The organism is Haloterrigena sp. KLK7, assembly GCF_037914945.1.
Lineage (GTDB): Archaea > Halobacteriota > Halobacteria > Halobacteriales > Natrialbaceae > Haloterrigena > Haloterrigena salinisoli.
This window is the reverse complement of sequence record NZ_CP149787.1, coordinates 3,295,598-3,313,892: the sequence shown is the minus strand read 5'-3', so window position 1 is coordinate 3,313,892 and position 18,295 is coordinate 3,295,598. Positions and strand designations below refer to the sequence as shown.

Below are 18,295 nucleotides of genomic sequence, written 5' to 3'. Positions count from 1 at the left end.
TCAGTCGTCGCTCGGTCCAACCGTCGGCGACTCCGCCTCCGACGTCTCCGCGGCGGGCACGGCGTCGAACAGCGGGCTCGAGTCGCCGGGGACGAGCGTGTTGAGCGCCAGCGCCGACAGCGCGGTCACGATGACCGGCTGGCCGAAGAACAGCTCGGCGCGGCTCGGCAGTCCCGCGAGGGCCTCGGGCGTCGTCGCGATGCCGAGACCGAGGCCGAGCGAGACGGCGACGATGACCGTGTTCCGGCGATCGAGGTCCACGTGCGTGACGATCAGTCGGAACCCGCTCGCGGCGACCATCCCGGCCATCAGCAGCACCGCGCCGCCGAAGACCGCGCTGGGGATGGTCGTGACGGCGGCGCCGACTTTGGGGCTCAGTCCGAGGACGGCGAGGAAGACGCCGCCGATGCCGACGACGTGGCGGCTCATCACGCCGGTGAAGTTGACGATGCCGACGTTCTGGGAGAACGAGGTAATCGGGAACGCGCCGAAGATCGAGCCGATCGAACTCAGCAGACCGTCGTTGAACAGGCCGCCGCGGAACTCCTCGTCGGTCGGATTCCGCCCCTCGGCGGCCGTGACGCCGGACATGTCACCGACGGTCTCCATCGAGGAGACCAGAAAGAGGACGGCGAACGTGGCGATCGCGATCGGCTCGAACTCGAATCCGAAGTGGGTCGGCGACGGAAGCGCGACCCAGGCGGCGCTACCGACGTCCGAGAAGGAGACGAGCTCGAGCCCGGTGGCGAACGTGAGTGCGATGGCGGCCGCGTAGCCGACGATGATCGCGACCAGCACGGACAACAGTCGCGTGACGCCGCGCGTGAACATATTGAGCCCGACGGCGATGGCCAGCACGAGTCCGGCGAGTCCGATGTGGTGGAGGGCACCGAAGTCCGGTGCGTCCGCCCCGCCGGCGGCGTAGTCCATCGCGACGGGGATCAGGTAGAGACCGATGATGACCACGACGAGGCCGGTCACCAGCGGCGGGAAGAAGGGTTTGATGCGTTTGAACTGCCAGCCGATGAGTCCCTCGACGACGAAGCCGGTGACGAGGATCGCGCCGAAGACGGCGGCCATCCCGAAACTAGCACCGATATCGATCGTCGCGCCGACGAAGGTGAAACTCGAGCCCATGACGATCGGCAGCCGCGCGCCGACCGGGCCGACGGTGTACGCCTGGACCATCGTTGCCAGTCCGGAAAACAGCAGGACCATCTGGACGAGATAGGCCGCGTCGGCCTCGAGACCGACCCCATTCGCGACGACGTACGCCACCGCCGTCGCCGGCACGATCATCACCGCGACGTGTTGCAACCCCAGCAGGATCGATTTCGGCAACGGCGGTTTGTCGTCGACGCCGTATTCGATCTGAATGCCCCCGTCAGTTTCGTTCGACATACTATACCCACCCCGTAGCGAATCGATGTACAAAAAGTCTCGTATATGCGCTCATCGAGTGGTCGATCGGGGCCCACTATATCCATTATCGTGCATAGAATCCCGATATCAGCGACGGGGAGCCGCTGCTACCCACTGGTCTCGCGGGACAACGACGGGAACCGAACGAGCGCCGATCAGTGGACCGTCACGTCGCCGTCCTCGACGGTGATGTCGAGCAGGCTCGTGGCATCGAACTTCGTGTCGTCGAGCGCGGAGTCGCCGACCTTCCGCAACACGACCACGATGTCGACGATGTCGGCGCCGATGTCGTCCAGCGCGGTACAGATGGCCGCCAGCGTGCCGCCGGTCGACAGCATGTCGTCGACGATGAGGACGCGGTCGCCGTCCTCGACGTCGTTGATGTACATCTCCGACTCCGAGTAGCCGGTCTGCTGGTGGAGCGAGACCTCGCCCTCGAGGCCGTAGGGGCGCTTGCGGATCACGACCAGCGGGATGTCCGTCTGCAGGGAGAGGGCGGTCGCGAGGTGGATCCCCATCGCCTCCGGGGCGACGATCTTGTCGACGTTCAGGTCGGCCGTCTGCATGACCTCGACGACGACCTCGCGCAGCAGGTCGGGGTCGAGCATCGGCACGCCGTTGCTAATCGGGTGGACGAGGTACTCGTAGCCGTCCTTGTCGATGATCGGGGCGTCGGAAAGCGACTCGATGAGCTTCTCCATACGGCCGATTGGGGGAATCGGTGCAAAAACGGATCGTTCTCCGGTTCGCCGCAGCGGTCGGCCCGCGGCGCTCAGTCGTCGGCGTGCTGCGGTCGATCGCGCCCCGGGAACGCGCTGGTTATCGTCCCGATGCTCCGCTTGACGAGGTATCGGAACTCCTCACGGCGGTGGACGAACAGCGCCAGTCCGAGTACGATGTAGACGACGCTGTACGCGATGAGCATCTCGTAGGTCGTGATCGGAAGCGTGACGACCTCCCGGATCACGGCGAACTCGAGCAGGACCTGCGAGACGAACAGCACGAGCAGCACGATCGCCTCGCGGGCGGTGATCTCGAAGTCGATCAGGAGGGCGAGCGCGAATAACGATTGGGCGGCCGTGAGCCAGATCTCGGCCGACTGCTTGGAATCGAACGCGAGGGCTCCGTACTCGCCCAGCGCGAGCGAGTAGACGACCACGAGCGTCCCGATGAGCAGCGTCCACTGGTTGAGCTTCGACGAGATCAGGGCGTTGAACCCGGCCGTCGACCGCGCCTTGTTCACCAGATAGGCGACGACGATCAGTTCCGGCGACTCGGAGGCCAGCGGCGCGATCCACTGAATCATGAAGAACGGCGGAATCCCGGCCGCCGTGCCGAGTTCCTCGAGGCCGTGGGCGAAGGGCTCGACGGCGACGAAGATCACCAGCCCGGAGTACGCGAACAGCGCGACGACGGTGGCGATCCGCAGCGGTCTGGAAAACGACTGGAGATAGGCCGGGACGCCGGTGTGAACGTCGTCGGGCTCGACGTCGCCGCGGATCACGACCGCGATGTACGCGACGTAGATGCCGACCAGAACCAGCATGTCGAGGATATCGATCCCGCCGTTCAGCGGCACCAGGAACGCCCACAGCGTCGCCAGCAGGAGGAAGACGATCTCGAGGCTGATGTCGGGATCGATCGAGACCGCGTCCCGCAGGTAGCCGTCGCGATCCTCGACGGCGGGATCGTCCGTCGAACCGCGTCGGAACACCGTGAACAGCGCGATGCCGGACCAGCCCAGTCCGATGAGGATGCGGTTCGCGCCGGTCATGTTCGCGACCGCGAGATTGCCCGCTTCGATCCCGCGTTCCGTTCCCGCGAACTGCCCCGCGTTCCAGGCGTAGAGGGCGTCGACCGCGTACTCCGGCGCGACCGCCAGCACCGCGAGGATCGCGATCGCGAACGCGCTCGGGACGTCCTTCTCGGCGGTCTCGGCCGCCCACGCGAGCAGGAACGCGGCCCCGAGGATCGAGACACCGCTGACCGCGACGGTCGCGAGCGTCGACAGACTCGCGGACAGCGCCGGATCGTAGCCGACCGCGGGGAGACCGACGGTTAGCAGCCAGACGGCGACCCACGGCGCCGTCAGGCCGACGGCCGCCGCGATCGTCCCCAGCAGTCGCTTCTTCACAGCGGTCGCCCCCGTGTGCCCGACCGTCCGGGCGGACCGTTCCGACCGGTGGTCGGATCGAAACCGGCGCCGTCTCGACCGCGGTTCGTCGGTCGCTTCGGGTCGGCGCCGAGGGGCCCGCTAGCCCCCCGCCGTCGATACCGGCTGTGTCGGCTGTACCGCCTCAGCTCGCACATAGCTGCACTCTATCCCAGGAGCGAGTAAAGCCTACCCCTTGCCGTTCCCCGCTCGAGCGACCCGCCGAATCGAAACGCTGCGCGACGGCGGTGGCTGCCGCCCTCCTCCCGTTCTTTTCGTCCCGCCCGCGAGGCGACCGTGCGTTATCACCCCACACCCCTTTTGTTCCGAGTGTCGATAGCACGAGCCGTTGATACCCCATGTCAGACGATTTCGATCCCGAATCCGCGTCCCCGCGCCCGGAATCGCTGTGGCTGGCCACGACGCCGACCACCGACTACGACCCGCTCGAGGGCGACCTCGAGGTGGACGTCGCCGTCGTCGGTGGCGGCATCACCGGGCTGACCGCCGCGATCGAGTTGCAGGAGGCCGGAAAGACAGTGGCAGTCCTCGAGTCGGACCGCATCGTCGAGAGCACGACCGGTCACACGACGGCCAAGCTGACCTCTCAGCACGGGCTGATCTACGACACGCTCGTCTCCGAGTTCGGACCGGAGAAGGCGAGGCAGTACGCGCAGGCGAACGAGGCGGCGATCGACGCCGTCGAACGGCGCGTCGAGGAGCACGGTATCGACTGCGACTTCCGGCGGACGCCGGCCTACACGTACGCGGCCTCGTCCGACGACGTCTCGCAGGTCAGCACGGAGGCGGAGACGGCCCAGCGGCTCGGGCTCCCGGCCGCGTACGTCGAGGAGACGCCCCTCCCGTTCGAGACCGAGGGGGCGGTTCGGTTCGACGACCAGGCGGAGTTCCACCCGCGGAAGTACCTGCTCGCGATCGCCGAGCAGATCCACGAGGACGACGGTGACAGCGCCGTCTTCGAGGAGACCCGCGCGGTCGATATCGACCCCGGCGAGCCCTGTCGCGTCGAGACGGAACGCGGCGCGGTCGCCGCCGACGACGTCGTGGTCGCGACGCACTTCCCCTTCTTCGATCGGGCCGGCTACTTCTCGCGGATGCACCCCCATCGGGCCTACCTGCTGGCGGTCCGCGTCGACGAGGAGCCACCCGAGGGGATGTACTACAACACGGCCTCGCCGCCGGCCACGATTCGAACGCAGCCCGCGGAACCGGCGGACGACACCGACGAACCGGGGGAACTCCTCCTCGTCGGCGGCCAGAGCCACAAGCCGAGCGTCAGCGGGCCGCCGACCTCAGAGCGGTATCGCCGCTGCGAGCGGTTCGCCCGCGAGCACTTCACTGTCGAGTCGATCGAGTACCGCTGGTCGACGATGGACTACTCGCCGGTCGACGAGGTCCCGTTCATCGGGCCGCTCGATCCCTTCTCCGAGCACGTCTACGTCGGCACCGGGTTCAAGGGCTGGGGGATGTCCGGCGGCACCGCCGCGGGGATGATCCTCGCCGACCTGATCGTCGAGGGCTCGAGCCCGCACGCTGACGTGTTCGATCCCCAGCGGTTCCCGCCGAAGTCGGCCGCCAAGACCTACCTCGAGGAGAACGCGAAAGTCGGCGGCAGTTTCGTCGGCGACCGCATCAAGTCCGTCCTCGCCTCGCTCCGCGCCGACGGCGCCGATATCCCGGCCCCCGGGGAGGGGCAGATTACTCGCCGGACCGGACGCCCGATGGGCGTCTACCGCGACGAGGAGGGCTCGGTCCACGCGGTCTCGGCGGTCTGTCCGCACATGGGCTGTCTCGTCCGGTGGAACGACGCCGAGCGGACCTGGGACTGTCCCTGCCACGGCTCGCGCTTTACCCACGACGGCGACGTGCTCTCGGGGCCCGCGCTCGAGGGCCTGCCGTATCGAGAACTCTGAGTGGTTCGTGTGAGATTGCCGTTCGACCGCCCGTTCGCGGTGTGTGTAGGGCATACGGTGGCGCGCGCTGTCGCGGGTCTGAGCGATAGCGAAGGCCCGCGACGAAACTGCGCGAGGTCTTCGCGAGTATCACGAGCGAATGCTTCGAAGACGCGAAGCGTCTTCCAGTGGACGAGCGAACGAAGTGAGTGAGTCGGCTGGGAAGGATGTGGCATCTCCCAGTTGCCACGATAGCAGGGTAGTCCCAGTCGTCACGAAATCTGACGAAACAGAAGTGATCGCTCGAGCCGCCGAGTCAGATCGAAATCGAGTCAGAGCGACACGTCGCTCACGTCGATTCGGTTCGGTTCGGGAACTCCGTTCGAGTCGTCCCTATTACTCGAGACGGCGTACGCGCCGCGTTCGACCGCCGTCTCCTCGGTCTCGCCGGTGAGCACGACGGCCCCCTCAGCCAGCAGCGGCGCGAGAACGCCCGCCGCGACGGTCCGAGGATCCGCCAGCGGCGCACGAACGACCACCCGATCCCCTGCCTCGAGTCCGTACTCCTCGACCACGCCAGCGGCGCCCTCGAGGACCTCGCCGTGACTCACCGTCCGATCGCCGTCGGTCAGCAGCGCGGTTTCGGGGTCGATATCCAGCGGCGGGAACGCGGGGTTCTCGCTCCAGACGCCGGCGTCGAAGTGGTGGATGTCCGGCTCGTCGGGTTTCGCCCCGTAGCCGACGCGCTGGGCGCCGCGCGGGAGGTCGTAGGCGTCGGACTCGAGGTCCCGAACCGGCGCCACGAGCGCCCGGAACTCCTCGGCGTCGGCGAGGTCCGCGGGCGGATCGAACCGCGTCGTCCCCTCGAGCAGCGTCGTCCCGAAGAAGGCCAGCAGCGAGAGCGGCGTCTCCCCGACGACGCCGACGGTGACGCCCTCGCGAACGCCCGCGTGTCGCAGGAAGTTCCCGGCCTTCCACGCGGTCGTACACAGCCAGTGGTGGTCGAACTCCCGGTCCGTCGCGTCGACCAAGGCCGTGCGATCGTCCCGGAGTTCGCGAGTCAGTAGGTCGTCGACCGTCCCAGCGTTCATACTCGAGGCTGGGAAGCGTGGCGAAAAAAGCGCGCCGACTCGAGTCGGCGAGGGGCCGTCAACGGCCGTCGTACGACGGTGGACGATGCTGCAGTCGGCGACCGCGACGCGGATGCTCCGTCAGTCGTCCGCGGCGGCCGGCGCGGCGTCCGCGTGATCGATCTCGGTGCCGAGCACGTCGAGGAACGCCGCGAGCCACTCGGGGTGGTCCGGCCACGCCTGTCCCGTCACGAGGGTGCCGTCGCGCGTGACGCCGTCTTCCCACTCGCCGCCGGCAATCGTCACGTCGGCCTCGAGCGCCGGATAGCCGGTACAGGTTCGGCCCTCGAGGACGTCCGCGGCCGCGAGGATCTGGACGCCGTGACAGAGCGCCGCGACGGGTTTGTCTTCCTCGAAGAAGTGGCGGGTGATCTCGAGGACCTCGTCGTAGGTCCGGAGGTACTCGGGCGCGCGGCCGCCGGGGACGACGAGGGCGTCGTACTCGGCGGGATCGACGGCGTCGAAGTCGTGATTTAGCTCGAAATTGTGGCCCGGCTTCTCGGTATAGGTCTGGTCGCCCTCGAAGTCGTGGATCGCCGTCGGACAGGCGTCGCCGGCCTCCTTCTCGGGACAGACGGCGTGGACCTCGTGGCCGACCATCTGGAGCGCCTGGAACGGGACCATTACCTCGTAGTCTTCGACGAAGTCGCCCGCGAGCAGCAGGATTTTGTGTGACATGGGTATCCCCACGTGTTCGTTCGACGACAGTCGGCATAGCTGTGTTGGGTGTTTCCGTACCACGCATAGGACGGAGGCGAGTCGCTCCAGTCGATCGCACCGACGGCGTTCGGAAGAAATACCGCGAGACCGGTGTCCCGGTCGTTCAGTCGTCGCTCGGCGCCGCGGCCCGCTGATCCCTGACGTGGTCGACGATCTCCTCGGTCTCGGAGACGAACGACTCCTGGTCGATCTCCGCGCCGTGGAGTACCGTCGAGAAGTATCGCACGCCGCTGGCGACGCCGATCGCTTCGGACAGTTCGTCGTCGGTCACGTCCTCGAGTTTCGCCTCCTCCCTGTGGAAGTGCACGCAGTACGGACACTGCATCGCCGCCGCCGCGCCGAGGGCGACCAGCGCCTTCTCTCGCCCCTCGAGTTCGGTCTCTTCGAGCTGGAGGTCGCGGACGATCCCCCAGCTGTGGTCGGCGGCCGGCTCCGGGAGCGCGTCGATCCAGCTCGGAACCGTCCCGAGATACTCTTCGATTTCCGCTTGCGTTTCGTTCGATACCATGAGTTCCCTCCTGTGGATTTCTCGTCGTCGGTCGGGCTCGGTCTCGAGTCCGCCGACGACGGTGGAAACCCGTCTGAACTACGCTCCGTGGGGAGATGAACCTGTCACACAACTATCCGATACCACGGGTTAGAGAGTTACCACGAGTCGTACTGCACGCAAGACCGGTCCCGGCGGAGACGCGTCGACGGGAACACCGGACGACGACGTCAGTGATTCGAAACGATTCGGCGCAGTGCCGTCGGGAAGCGAGGATCAGATTGCCGACCTAAAACGCCCGCTTGATCTTCTCGAAGAACCCTTCCTTGACTTCGATCTCGTCGCCGCCGGCCTCGGCGAACGCCTCGAGGGCCTCGCGCTGTTCCTCGTTTAAGCTCTCGGGGGTGACGACCTGCACCTGCACGTAGAGGTCGCCGTTCCCGCGGCCGCGCAGGCGAGGCATCCCCTTCCCCTCGAGGCGGAAGGTCTCGCCGCTCTGGGTTCCGTCCGGAACGTCGAGTTCGACGGTCCCGTCCAGCGTCGGGATCTCGACGGTGTCGCCGAAGGTGGCCTGCGGGAACGAGATGGGGAGCCGATACCGGAGGTCGTCGCCCTCGCGCTCGAACTCCTCGTGGTCGCGGACCGAGACGTCGATCAGGAGGTCGCCGCGCCGGCCGCCCTCGGGGCTGGGCGCGCCCTCGCGTTCCATCCGGAGCGTCTGACCCTCCTGGATGCCCGCCGGGACCTCGACGGTCAGGGTGGCCTCGTTGCGCACGTAGCCCTCGCCGCGACACTCGTCGCAGGTCTCGGAGTACAGCGTCCCGTCGCCCTCACAGCGCGGACAGGCGGTCGTCTGCTGGACCCGTCCCAGCGGCGTCTGCTGGACCTGCGTCACCTGGCCGCGGCCCTGACACTCCGGACAGGTCTGGGAGTCCGCCTCCGGCGGGTGGCCCTCGCCCTCGCAGACGTCGCACTCCTCGGGCCGCTCGACGGTGAACTGCTTCTGGGCGCCCTCGTAGGCCTCCTCGAGGTCGATCTCGAGTTCGGTCCGCAGGTCCCGACCCTTGCGCGGTCGCCGGCGCCCGCGGCCGCCGCCACCGCCGCCGAAGACCTGCTCGAAGATGTCGCCGAGCCCGCCGCCGCCCATCCCGCCACCGCCGCCCATGCCGCCGAACGGGCCGCCGCCCATTCCGCCGGCACCGGCGCCGCCCTCGCTGGCGTCGAAGCCGTGTTTCTCGGCCTGCTCGTAGCGGTCGTGGCCCATGCGGTCGTACGCGCTTCGCTTTTCCTCGTCGGTGAGGACCTTCTTCGCCTTCTGGATCTTCTTGAATTTCTCCTCGGCGTCGGGGTCGTCGCTCACGTCCGGATGATATTCGGTGGCCTTCTGCCGGTAGGCCTGTTTGATCTCCTCGGCGGACGCGTCCTGGTCCACACCGAGTACGTCGTAGAAGTCCTCGCTCATTCGTTGTCAAACCGATACTCGATTGAGACACTTGAAACGAACGTTCCAGAAGTACCTTTTTCCGCCTCGGGTTCGTTCACTTCGTTCACTCACCGCTCGTCTGCTCACGGACGCTTCGCGCCCGTTCGCACGGCCCGCGGGACCTTCGGTCCCGCGCTGGCGCAAAAATCTACGCTAAAAAGGCCGCTCGCTCCCTGACTCACGGGCTTCGTCCGTTCGTCTTTCCGCGGCGCGTAGCGCCGCGCTTCCGGTCGCTCGCGGGTGCAGCGCTTGTACCTCGACCGCTACGGTAACTCAAAAGCGATAGAAGACTCACGTACCATCATTCATCCCACCTTCGTTTTCCGAGGGTGACGGATACGTACCGCACACGGTTAGCTTCCGAAACTGAGACTCGAGTATTCGACTGTGTGCTACGTCTCGATCTTCCATACCGTTAATATTAGAAATTATTTATATCCTTCAACTCGAAAATACACCTAAGAGGGTTGCACATGTCTATCACGAGAACTGAGGACGCCGACTCGTTTCGGACGAAAACTGGTCGATGCCTCGTTGATAGTGACACTGTTCGGCTGACACACCAGTCTAGGCGGAACTTGCGCACGATGTACGAGGGGATACTAAAACGGGGGAGCCTGCGGCGGCGGCTCGGCATTATTGTCCTCTATCTCGTCCTCATCGGCGGGTTGGTCTGGCTAGGGGCGGCCGTTCCGTGGGCTGGTACCGCGTTCGTACTGTTACTACTGGGCGGATTCACCGTAGCGAAGTACCGTGCGCGGAAGTACAACTTCACTGACGATCAGGAGATTCCGATCGATGCTATCGACTCCGTGATCGCTAGGGAAGGGAATACGATCCTAACGCGGCCCCGGTTCGTCGTTCGGTACAACGCCGACGACGAGCGAAAGCGTCGCTACGTCATGCTTCCGTCCCGCCTCTATGCCGGGACCGAGTCCGCGTACGAGACCGGGAAGCAGCTTTTCAGACGGCACGGCATCGACGTCACGGAAGCGGATGGGTGGCTCTAACCACTACCCGGACTGTACCGCAGACCGACGTTGCAACACGGCCCACAACCCCGATTCTGACGGTCGATCGATCTGGAACGAACAGCGCGACGAAAAACAGTGAAGCAGGCTCCACTCGTTACTCGTCGTCTTCGGCCTCGTCGTCGACGTCGTCAGACTACGTCTGACGGGCTGCAGACGACGACTTACTCGTCGTCTACTTCGAAAAGTTCGCTTCGCTCACTTTTCGAAACTACGGAAGACTCACTTCGTTCGTCTTCCGAGCCGACGACTCGAACTCGTCCTTTCAGTCCTCGTCCTCGTCGTCGACGTCTTCGAAGTCGGCGTCGACGTACTCCTCGTCCTCGCCGCCGGCAGCAGCGCCGGCGTCGGGACCGGGGTTCGGACCGCCGCCCATGCCGCCGGGGCCGGCGCCCGCAGCGCCGCCCGCGGCGCCACCGGCCGCACCACCAGCGCCGCCAGCGCCCGCGGCGCCGGCCTCCTGGTAGATCTGCTTGCCGATCTCCTGGAGCTCCTTGCTCAGGTCCTCGGTCGCGGCCTCGATGTCCTCGGCGTCGGCGTCGCCGTCGTCGATCGTCTCCTCGAGATCCTCGATCGCGGCCTCGATGTCGGCGCGGAGGTCGTCGTCGACCTCCTCGTCGTTCTCCTCGAGGAGGGTCTCGGCGCGCTGGATCGTCGCCTCGGCGGTGTTGCGAGCCTCGATGCGCTCGCGCTTCTGCTTGTCCTCCTCGGCGTGTTTCTCGGCTTCCTCCTGCATCTTCTCGATCTCCGCGTCGGAGAGGCCGGCACCGCCCTCGATGGTGATCTCCTCGCTCTCGCCGCTGCCCTTGTCCTCGGCGGAGACGTTGACGATCCCGTTCTCGTCGATGGAGAACGTGACCTCGATCTGGGGCGTTCCGGCGGGCGCCGGTGGGATGCCGGTCAGGTGGAACTCACCGAGCAGTTCGTTCTTCTCGGCCAGTTCGCGCTCGCCCTGGAAGACCCGAACCTGCACCGAGGTCTGGTTGTCCGCCGCGGTCGTGAAGATCTTCGACTCCTCGGTCGGAATCGTCGTGTTCTTCTCGATGAGGCGTTCGAAGAGACCGCCCTTGACCTCGATACCGAGGCTGAGGGGCGTGACGTCCAGCAGGACGATGTCGTCGACCTCGCCGCCGAGGACGCCGCCCTGAATCGCCGCGCCCAGCGCGACGGCCTCGTCGGGGTTGACGTTCTTCTGGGGCTCCTTGCCCGTCAGCTCCTCGACTTTCTCCTCGACCTGGGGCATTCGCGTGGAGCCGCCGACCAGCAGCACCTCGTCGATGTCGTCCTTCTCGTAGCCCGCGTCCTCGAGGGCCTGCTCGGTGGGCTCGACGGTGCGGTCGATGAGGTCGCTGGTGAGCGACTCGAACTTGGCCCGCGTCAGGGATTCCTCGAGGTGGATCGGGCCGTCGTCGGTCGCCGTGATGAACGGCAGGTTGATCTCGGTCTCCTTGCGCGAGGAGAGTTCGATCTTGGCCTCCTCGGCGGCGTCCTTGAGCCGCTGGAGGGCCTGTCGATCGTCGCGGAGGTCGATGCCGTGTTCCTCCTCGAACTCGTCGGCGAGCCAGTCGATGATCGCCTCGTCCCAGTCGTCGCCACCGAGGTCGTTGTCACCGTTGGTCGCGACGACCTCGTAGACGCCGCCGCCGAGATCGAGGATAGAGACGTCGAACGTCCCGCCCCCGAGGTCGTAGACGAGGACGGTCTGGTCGGAGTCGTCGTCGAGGCCGTAGGCCATCGACGCGGCCGTCGGCTCGTTGATGATGCGCTCGACCTCGAAGCCGGCGATCTCGCCGGCGTCCTTGGTCGCCTGGCGCTGTCGGTCCGAGAAGTACGCCGGGACCGTGATGACGGCCTTCTCGATCTCGTCGCCGAGGTAGTCCTCGGCGTCGCGCTTGATCTTCTGGAGGATCATCGCCGAGATCTGTTCGGGCGTGTACTCCTCGTCCTCGATCTCGACGGTATAGTCCTCCTCGCCGATGTGACGCTTGATTGACTGAATCGTCTTTTCGGGGTTCTGAACGGCCTGGTTCTTCGCGGGTTTCCCGACGAGGCGCTCCTCGTCGTCGGTAAAGGCGACGACGGAGGGCGTCGTCCGTTCGCCTTCGGAGTTGACGATGATCTCCGGATCGCCGCCTTCCATCACCGCGAACGCGCTGTTCGTCGTCCCGAGGTCGATTCCGAGAATTTTGTTGCTCGCCATCGTGGAGGGCTATTGTGCGCACTTTGTTTTAAAGGTTACTAGGGAAAATCGGGGGCCGAATAAAATATCCCGTATCAGCTGTGAACGCCGCTCTCGAGGCCTCAGTCGGAAGGATGTGAATACGTACCGCGGCCGGAAATCGACCGGTAATCGACGCGAAATCAGCGGGAAAATTGTTGGATCGCTATCCAATCGACGACCTCACTCCGAGTCGGCGGTCGCTTCGTCGTCGGATCCGGTCCGGTCGTCCTCGTCTGCGACCTCGCCGCCGAGTTCGATCGCGCCCTCGTTCTCGTCGGTCGACTCGTCCGACTGGTCCCCGTCGGTATCGGCCGTCGATCCGGCGTCCGCATCCTCGTCGCTCTCGTCCGTCGCGTCCGTCCCGTCGGCCTCGTCGCCGGCGCCGTCCTCGCCCTCGAGTTCGCCGTTGGAGACGGTCACCTGCGCGTTCTGGATGACCTTGTCGCCCATCTCGTAGCCGGGCGTGTAGACGTCGGCGACGGTGCCTTCGGGCTGGGCGCTGTCGACGCGCATCATGACCTCGTGGCGCTGCGGGTCGGTCTCGGTCCCGGGCTCGGGGTCGATCTCGGAGACGTTCTCGTCCTCGAGGATGCGGTCGAACTCCCTGAGGGTCATCTCGACGCCCTCGCGCAGGCTGTCGGCATCGTCGCTGTCCTCCTCGAGGGCGCGTTTCAGGTTGTCCCGGACGCCGAGCAGTCGCTCGACGAGGTCCTCGGTCGCGCGCTCTTTGATCTGGTCCTGGCGCTTCTTGGCGCGTTTCTTGTAGTTCTGGAAGTCCGCCTGTTTGCGCTTCAGTCGGCTCTTTAAGTCCTCGACCTCGTCCTCGGTCTCCTCGAGTCGCTCCTCTCTGGCCTCGAGCTCGTCCTGGAGTTCCTCGATCGTGGCGGCCTGTTCCTCGACGCGCTCGGTCAGGTCCTCGAGTTCCTCGCGCTGGTCGGAGACGGTCCCGTTCAGGTCGCGGGCCTCCTCGACGATGGCGTTGACCTTGTGCGCGAGTTCGTCGTCGTACTCAGTGACCCGATCGAGGAGTTGCTGGACGTCGTCGCTCGTTTCGGGTCGCGACGCCGTCCCGTCGGTCGCGTCCGCGCTCGATTCGTCGCCCGCGTGCCCCTCCGAGTCCTCGCCGCCGGCCGACGAGTCCGTCGCCGGCGCGTCGGCCTCGACGGTCGATTCGTCGGCGTCCGTCGTCGATGCGCTGTCGGACGAATCGGCGTCGCCGGAGTTGTCCTCGGACGGGACACCCCGGGCGGTAGCGTCCGTGTCCTCGTCTTCGCTCATGTGGCTGTCAACGAACAGCGGTAATAAAAGGGTTGAGGTACGGTGGTCGCCGGCCGACCGTCGCCGGTCCGACAGTATTTGGTCGTCCGGCCGCGAGTGGAGACCGTGACGCGGCCCCAGGACGACCGTACGGATTCGACGTCGATCGCGCTCCGGTACGAGGACGGCACCGTCCGGATCGACGGCCTCGAGGGAGCCCCTCTCGCCGCCGTTCGCGAGTCGGTTCCCGATCTCGCGGCCGATCCGCGCACTGACGGACGGCGCGTCCCCGCGTTTCGCTACGCCGATCTCCGGGCGGCGCTGGCGGACGCGACCGCGAATCCCGACCGGATCGACGATCGGGTGCTCGCACTCGAGTCCCCGACCGACCTCCGCTCGGCGTACGAACTCCGCGAGTACCAACGCGAGGCGCTGTCGGCGTGGTTCGAGACCGACCGCTGGGCGGACGCCGCCGTCGACTCCGACCGGAACTCGCTCTCCAGCGCGCCCGCGGGCGTCCTCGAACTCCCGACGGGCAGCGGCAAGACGGTCATCGCGCTGAAGGCGATCGAGCGGCTCTCGACCCCGACGCTCGTCGTCGTCCCGACGATCGACCTGCTCGAGCAGTGGCAGCGGGAACTCGAGCGGGAGTTTCAGTGCCCGATCGGACGCTTCGGCGGCGGCGAGCAGCGCCTCGAGCCGATCACGGTCTCGACGTACGACTCGGCGTACCTCAAAGCCGACTCGGTCGGCGACCGGTTCGGGCTGGTCGTCTTCGACGAGGTCCACCACCTCGGCGGCGAGGGCTACCGCGAGATCGCGCGCCTGCTCGCGGCGCCCGCCCGACTCGGACTCACGGCGACGTTCGAACGTCCCGACGGTGCCCACGACGTGATCGAGGGGATCGTCGGTCCGCTCGTCCACCGCGTCGGGGCCGACGAATTAGCGGGCGACCACCTGGCGAACTACGATATCAAGCGCCTCGCGGTCGAACTCACTCCCGAGGAGCGCGAGGCATACGAGCGCAATCAAGAGGTGTTCACCGACTACCTCGCGCGCTCGGGAATTCAAATGCAGAGCGGCTCCGACTACCAGGAACTGGTCAAGCGGTCGGGATCGGACCCGGAGGCCCGCGAGGCCCTGCTCGCTCGCCAGCGCGCGCGAGAGATCATGTTCGGCAGCGAGGCGAAGCTCGAGGCCCTCGAGGGGATCCTCGACGACCACCGCGGCGAGCGGACGATCGTCTTCACGGCCCACAACGACCTCGCGTACGACGTCAGCGAGCGGTTTCTGATTCCGACGATCACCCATCAGACGGGCACGGCGGAGCGACGGGAGATCCTGGAGCGCTTCCGCGAGGGGACGTACACCCGAATCGCGACCTCGAACGTCTTGGACGAGGGGGTCGACGTGCCCGACGCGTCGGTCGCGGTGGTGCTCTCGGGCAGCGGCAGCGAGCGGGAGTTCACCCAGCGACTCGGCCGGATCCTCCGTCCGAAAGCCGACGGCGGTCGCGCGCTCCTCTACGAGGTCGTCGCCGAGGACACCGGCGAGGAACGGATCGCGGGACGGCGTCGAGACCGGTGACTCGTCGGCGTCGACGGCGCACGGTCGCGTCAGCGACGCCGAAATGCGACGGTCTTTCCCCCGCGGCGCGATAGCTCGCTGACATGGTCCGAACCGGGATCCAGCTGTACACGCTACGAGGCCTCGAGGACGAACTCCCGACGCTGCTCCGCCGCGTCGCCGAGACCGAGTTCGACGGCGTCGAACTCGCCGGCTTCGGTGAAACCGCTCCGCGGGAAGTCGCCGCCGTCCTCGAGGACGTCGACCTCGAGGTCGCCGGCGCCCACGTCGGAATCGACGCGCTCGAGGACGACCTCGACGGCGTGGCCGAAACCTGCGCGGCTCTCGACTGCGATCGGGTCGTCGTCCCGTATCTCGGCGACGGTCACTTCGAGAGCGCGGCGGCCGTCCGAGAGACTGCGGCCCGGCTCTCGGAACTGGCCGATCGACTCGCGGAGCGCGGGCTCGCGCTGGGGTATCACAACCACGACCACGAGTTCGTCCCGCTCGAGGGCGACGACCGGAGCGCGTTCGACCTCCTGATCGACGAGACCGATGCCTCCCTGCTGATCGAGCTCGACGTCGGCTGGGCGGCCGCGGCCGGCCGCGATCCGACCGCGTTACTCGAGCGACTCGAGGGACGAGCTCCGCTGGTCCACCTCAAGGACGTGGCCGAGGGCCGGCCGGTCGAACTGGGCGACGGCGAGGTCGACGTCGACGCCTGCGCGGCGGCGGCCCGCGACGCCGGCGCCGAGTGGCTGCTCTACGAGCACGACGAGCCGTCGGATCCCGCCGCCTCGCTCGCACGCGGGGCCCGGACGCTCTCGAAATTTCGCGAGTAATCGCGGCCGATCAGGTGCGAGCCGTCGGAACGTCGAACTCGCCGAGCGGCTCATCCCCGAACGCCCGTTTCGGCGTCCGACGACGAGGTCGCCGAGAGCTGTCCTCGGAGGTACTGCTCTCCGCGTCGCGTCAGTCGGTACTTCCCCCGTTCGACCTTTTCGACGAACCCGTGATCCGCGAGTTCGATCAGGCGGCGGTTCACTTCCTTCCGGCTGAACCCGGTGTTGAAGGCGACGACCGCCGGCGTCAGTACGAGATCCGTGCCGTGGAGCGCGCCGAGGACCTCGTCGTCCATCGGCGTCATCCACTCGGCCGGTCGCCGGATCCGCGACGGCTCGGTCAACAGCACGCGCTCCCACTCCGTCGTCCGCACGTCGTTCGTCACGGGATCGTAGAGGCCGAAGATGACCAGCAACGCCGCTGTGCCGTGAACCCAGTGGACGAGCTGCGGCGCGACCAGCTCGACGATCGGCCCGCCGATCACGGCCAGCACTAGCCCGGCGACGGTGACGAGCACGAACCGACGGTAGGCCGTCACCGACTCCTCGAGCGAGAGGAGATACAGGAGCTCGAGGGCGACGACGACGCCGATCGCCAGGTTGTAGCCGACGAAGGGGCTCAGTCCGTTCACGCGACCCCACCTCCCGATCGATCGCGGCGGAGCTGCCGGTGTCGGAGTATCAGCAGGCCGATGAAGATCGCGACGATCGTGTTCGCCGCGCTTCGGAGAACGTCCAGAACCGGCGACGCCGGCTCGACGACGAGCAACATCGTGTGGTACATCGTCAGCGCGACCATCCCGACCGAGAGGAGCGCGATCGCCGTGCCGAAGGGCGAGTCCCGAAAGATCCCCCACGACAGGAGCGCGAACACCCCGGCTCCGGTGCCGGCGATGATCGCGAACGGGACGCCGAGGAGGTGGACGACGGAGTGAGTCACACCGCGGGCTTCAGTTCCGGCGGTCGTTAAATTGCGGCATGGTATTTCATCGGTGCGGCGACCGGATCGGATGCCGCTCCGACGCGGAACGAGATCGGTCACGGCTGGGAACGAGATCGGTCGCAGTCGGCAGTGATCCGCCGACGAACCCGCCGTCACACCCGCGGTAATGGTCCGTGAACCGCCCCTCACCGATCGGACATTCCGCGGTTCCGGCCGCGCGTATCGCCCCTCACCGTTCGGTCGGTTCCTCGTGGCCGGTGGATAACAAAGCCGGTCGCCGACGACCGTTCGATCGCAATGGCACTGACTCAGATCGACCACATCAGCGAGAACGAGGAGATGCAGGACTGTATCGACAACTGCTTCGAAGCCGCTCAGGCGTGCGAGTGGTGTGCCGACGAGTGCGCCGGCGAGGGCGAGGAGATGGCCGAGTGTCTCCGGCTCTGCCGAGACGTCGCCGACCTGACGACGATGCACGCGCGGTTCATGGCTCGCGACTCGAACTACAGCGCGCAACTCGCCGAAGCCTGCGCCGGCGCCTGTGAAGAGTGCGCCGAGGAGTGCGAACGCCACGACGCCGAACACTGTCAGGTCTGTGCGGACGCCCTCCGGGACTGCGCGGAGACCTGCCGAGACATGGCGTCGGCCTGAGCGGACCGACCGCGCGCGCCGACGCGATAAGTGCGAGCGCTGACCGTCGCCCATCGAGTCACGAGCCCGGATCATGTACGCGACGACGAAACTGACCGCCGGCGGGAGCGGGATACTCGGCTGCTGGCTGATCGCGGCCCCGTTCGTCTTCGGCGCGCCGCCGGTCAGTCGCTGGAACGACGTCATCGTCGGCACACTGGTGCTGCTCGCCGTCGGCTACACCCATCTCGGGACCGACGATCGACGGCCGCCGAGCGCGACCGGTGCGACGGTCGTCGCGCTCCTCGGGCTCTGGCTCCTCCTCGCCCCGTTCGCTCTCGGCCTCGAGGGACTGCCGCTGTGGAACGACGTCGTCACGGGGACCGTCGTGACGAGCTTCGGCGGCTACGACGCGTACGTTTCGGCCGCCGAGCGCGAGCGGTCCGTCCGTGCGACGGCCGAATAGGGCCCGTCGAGGCGATACCGAACCGCCCGTCG

At 66.9% G+C, this 18,295-nt stretch carries 17 protein-coding genes; 6 read left to right on the top strand and 11 right to left on the bottom strand.

The features are described 5' to 3' along the window. From WD430_RS16410 to WD430_RS16400, 3 genes are all read right to left on the bottom strand, one after another. Nucleotides 1-1,401, bottom strand: coding sequence for a nucleobase:cation symporter-2 family protein (locus tag WD430_RS16410; protein ID WP_339103499.1), 1,401 nt, complete (start codon nt 1,399-1,401; stop codon nt 1-3). Nucleotides 1,402-1,577: 176 nt separating this feature from the next. Next, nucleotides 1,578-2,123 (bottom strand): hypoxanthine/guanine phosphoribosyltransferase, encoded by a 546-nt coding sequence (hpt, locus tag WD430_RS16405; RefSeq protein ID WP_339103498.1) that lies wholly within the window; start codon nt 2,121-2,123, stop codon nt 1,578-1,580. A 71-nt stretch (nt 2,124-2,194) separates the two neighbouring features. Further along, on the bottom strand, nt 2,195-3,556 hold the full coding sequence (locus WD430_RS16400; protein ID WP_339103497.1) for a sodium:calcium antiporter: 1,362 nt from the start codon (nt 3,554-3,556) through the stop codon (nt 2,195-2,197). A gap of 377 nt (nt 3,557-3,933) precedes the next feature. On the opposite strand from WD430_RS16400, the gene WD430_RS16395 reads away from it, so the two are divergent. Beyond that, nucleotides 3,934-5,508 carry an FAD-dependent oxidoreductase gene (locus WD430_RS16395; RefSeq protein WP_339103496.1) on the top strand — a complete coding sequence of 525 codons (1,575 nt, stop codon included), beginning with the start codon at nt 3,934-3,936 and terminating at the stop codon, nt 5,506-5,508. A gap of 311 nt (nt 5,509-5,819) precedes the next feature. Here the strand turns inward: WD430_RS16395 and WD430_RS16390 are convergent, their stop codons facing one another. The 4 genes from WD430_RS16390 to dnaJ all read right to left on the bottom strand — a co-directional run bounded on the left by WD430_RS16390 (nt 5,820) and on the right by dnaJ (nt 9,286). Continuing rightward, entirely contained in the window at nt 5,820-6,578 is a 759-nt protein-coding gene (locus WD430_RS16390) for a hypothetical protein (protein ID WP_339103495.1), read from the bottom strand. A 120-nt stretch (nt 6,579-6,698) separates the two neighbouring features. Beyond that, nucleotides 6,699-7,295, bottom strand: a complete 597-nt coding sequence (locus WD430_RS16385) for a DJ-1/PfpI family protein (RefSeq protein WP_339103494.1) — start codon at nt 7,293-7,295, stop codon at nt 6,699-6,701. A 145-nt stretch (nt 7,296-7,440) separates the two neighbouring features. Continuing rightward, nucleotides 7,441-7,845 (bottom strand): carboxymuconolactone decarboxylase family protein, encoded by a 405-nt coding sequence (locus WD430_RS16380; protein WP_339103493.1) that lies wholly within the window; start codon nt 7,843-7,845, stop codon nt 7,441-7,443. 268 nt (nt 7,846-8,113) lie between these two features. Beyond that, complete coding sequence (dnaJ, locus tag WD430_RS16375) at nt 8,114-9,286, bottom strand: molecular chaperone DnaJ (protein ID WP_339103492.1); 1,173 nt, start codon at nt 9,284-9,286, stop codon at nt 8,114-8,116. A gap of 608 nt (nt 9,287-9,894) precedes the next feature. On the opposite strand from dnaJ, the gene WD430_RS16370 reads away from it, so the two are divergent. Beyond that, nucleotides 9,895-10,317, top strand: coding sequence for a hypothetical protein (locus WD430_RS16370; protein ID WP_339103491.1), 423 nt, complete (start codon nt 9,895-9,897; stop codon nt 10,315-10,317). A gap of 286 nt (nt 10,318-10,603) precedes the next feature. On the opposite strand, the gene dnaK is transcribed toward WD430_RS16370, so the two are convergent. Next, nucleotides 10,604-12,538, bottom strand: a complete 1,935-nt coding sequence (gene dnaK / locus WD430_RS16365; RefSeq protein ID WP_339103490.1) for a molecular chaperone DnaK — start codon at nt 12,536-12,538, stop codon at nt 10,604-10,606. A 201-nt stretch (nt 12,539-12,739) separates the two neighbouring features. Further along, nucleotides 12,740-13,837, bottom strand: coding sequence for a nucleotide exchange factor GrpE (gene grpE, locus WD430_RS16360; protein ID WP_339103489.1), 1,098 nt, complete (start codon nt 13,835-13,837; stop codon nt 12,740-12,742). A 105-nt stretch (nt 13,838-13,942) separates the two neighbouring features. Here grpE and WD430_RS16355 point away from each other — a divergent pair, with 105 nt between their 5' ends. Together WD430_RS16355 and WD430_RS16350 are read left to right on the top strand one after the other, a co-directional pair. Next, nucleotides 13,943-15,403: a DEAD/DEAH box helicase family protein gene (locus WD430_RS16355; RefSeq protein ID WP_407067126.1), complete on the top strand. Its 1,461-nt coding sequence runs from the start codon at nt 13,943-13,945 to the stop codon at nt 15,401-15,403. 83 nt (nt 15,404-15,486) lie between these two features. Continuing rightward, the gene (locus WD430_RS16350) at nt 15,487-16,224 is read left to right on the top strand and encodes a sugar phosphate isomerase/epimerase (protein ID WP_339103487.1); all 738 of its coding nucleotides are present in this window, start codon (nt 15,487-15,489) and stop codon (nt 16,222-16,224) included. A gap of 50 nt (nt 16,225-16,274) precedes the next feature. On the opposite strand, the gene WD430_RS16345 is transcribed toward WD430_RS16350, so the two are convergent. Both WD430_RS16345 and WD430_RS16340 read right to left on the bottom strand, forming a co-directional pair. Next, nucleotides 16,275-16,856, bottom strand: coding sequence for an ArsR family transcriptional regulator (locus WD430_RS16345; RefSeq protein WP_339103486.1), 582 nt, complete (start codon nt 16,854-16,856; stop codon nt 16,275-16,277). After that, nucleotides 16,853-17,164, bottom strand: coding sequence for a hypothetical protein (locus tag WD430_RS16340; RefSeq protein ID WP_339103485.1), 312 nt, complete (start codon nt 17,162-17,164; stop codon nt 16,853-16,855). Before WD430_RS16340 ends, WD430_RS16345 begins: the two co-directional genes overlap by 4 nt. Nucleotides 17,165-17,464: 300 nt before the next feature. Here WD430_RS16340 and WD430_RS16335 point away from each other — a divergent pair, with 300 nt between their 5' ends. Together WD430_RS16335 and WD430_RS16330 are read left to right on the top strand one after the other, a co-directional pair. Beyond that, nucleotides 17,465-17,818 (top strand): four-helix bundle copper-binding protein, encoded by a 354-nt coding sequence (locus WD430_RS16335; protein ID WP_339103484.1) that lies wholly within the window; start codon nt 17,465-17,467, stop codon nt 17,816-17,818. Nucleotides 17,819-17,891: 73 nt separating this feature from the next. Further along, nucleotides 17,892-18,263, top strand: a complete 372-nt coding sequence (locus tag WD430_RS16330) for a hypothetical protein (RefSeq protein WP_339103483.1) — start codon at nt 17,892-17,894, stop codon at nt 18,261-18,263. Nucleotides 18,264-18,295: the final 32 nt, after the last annotated feature.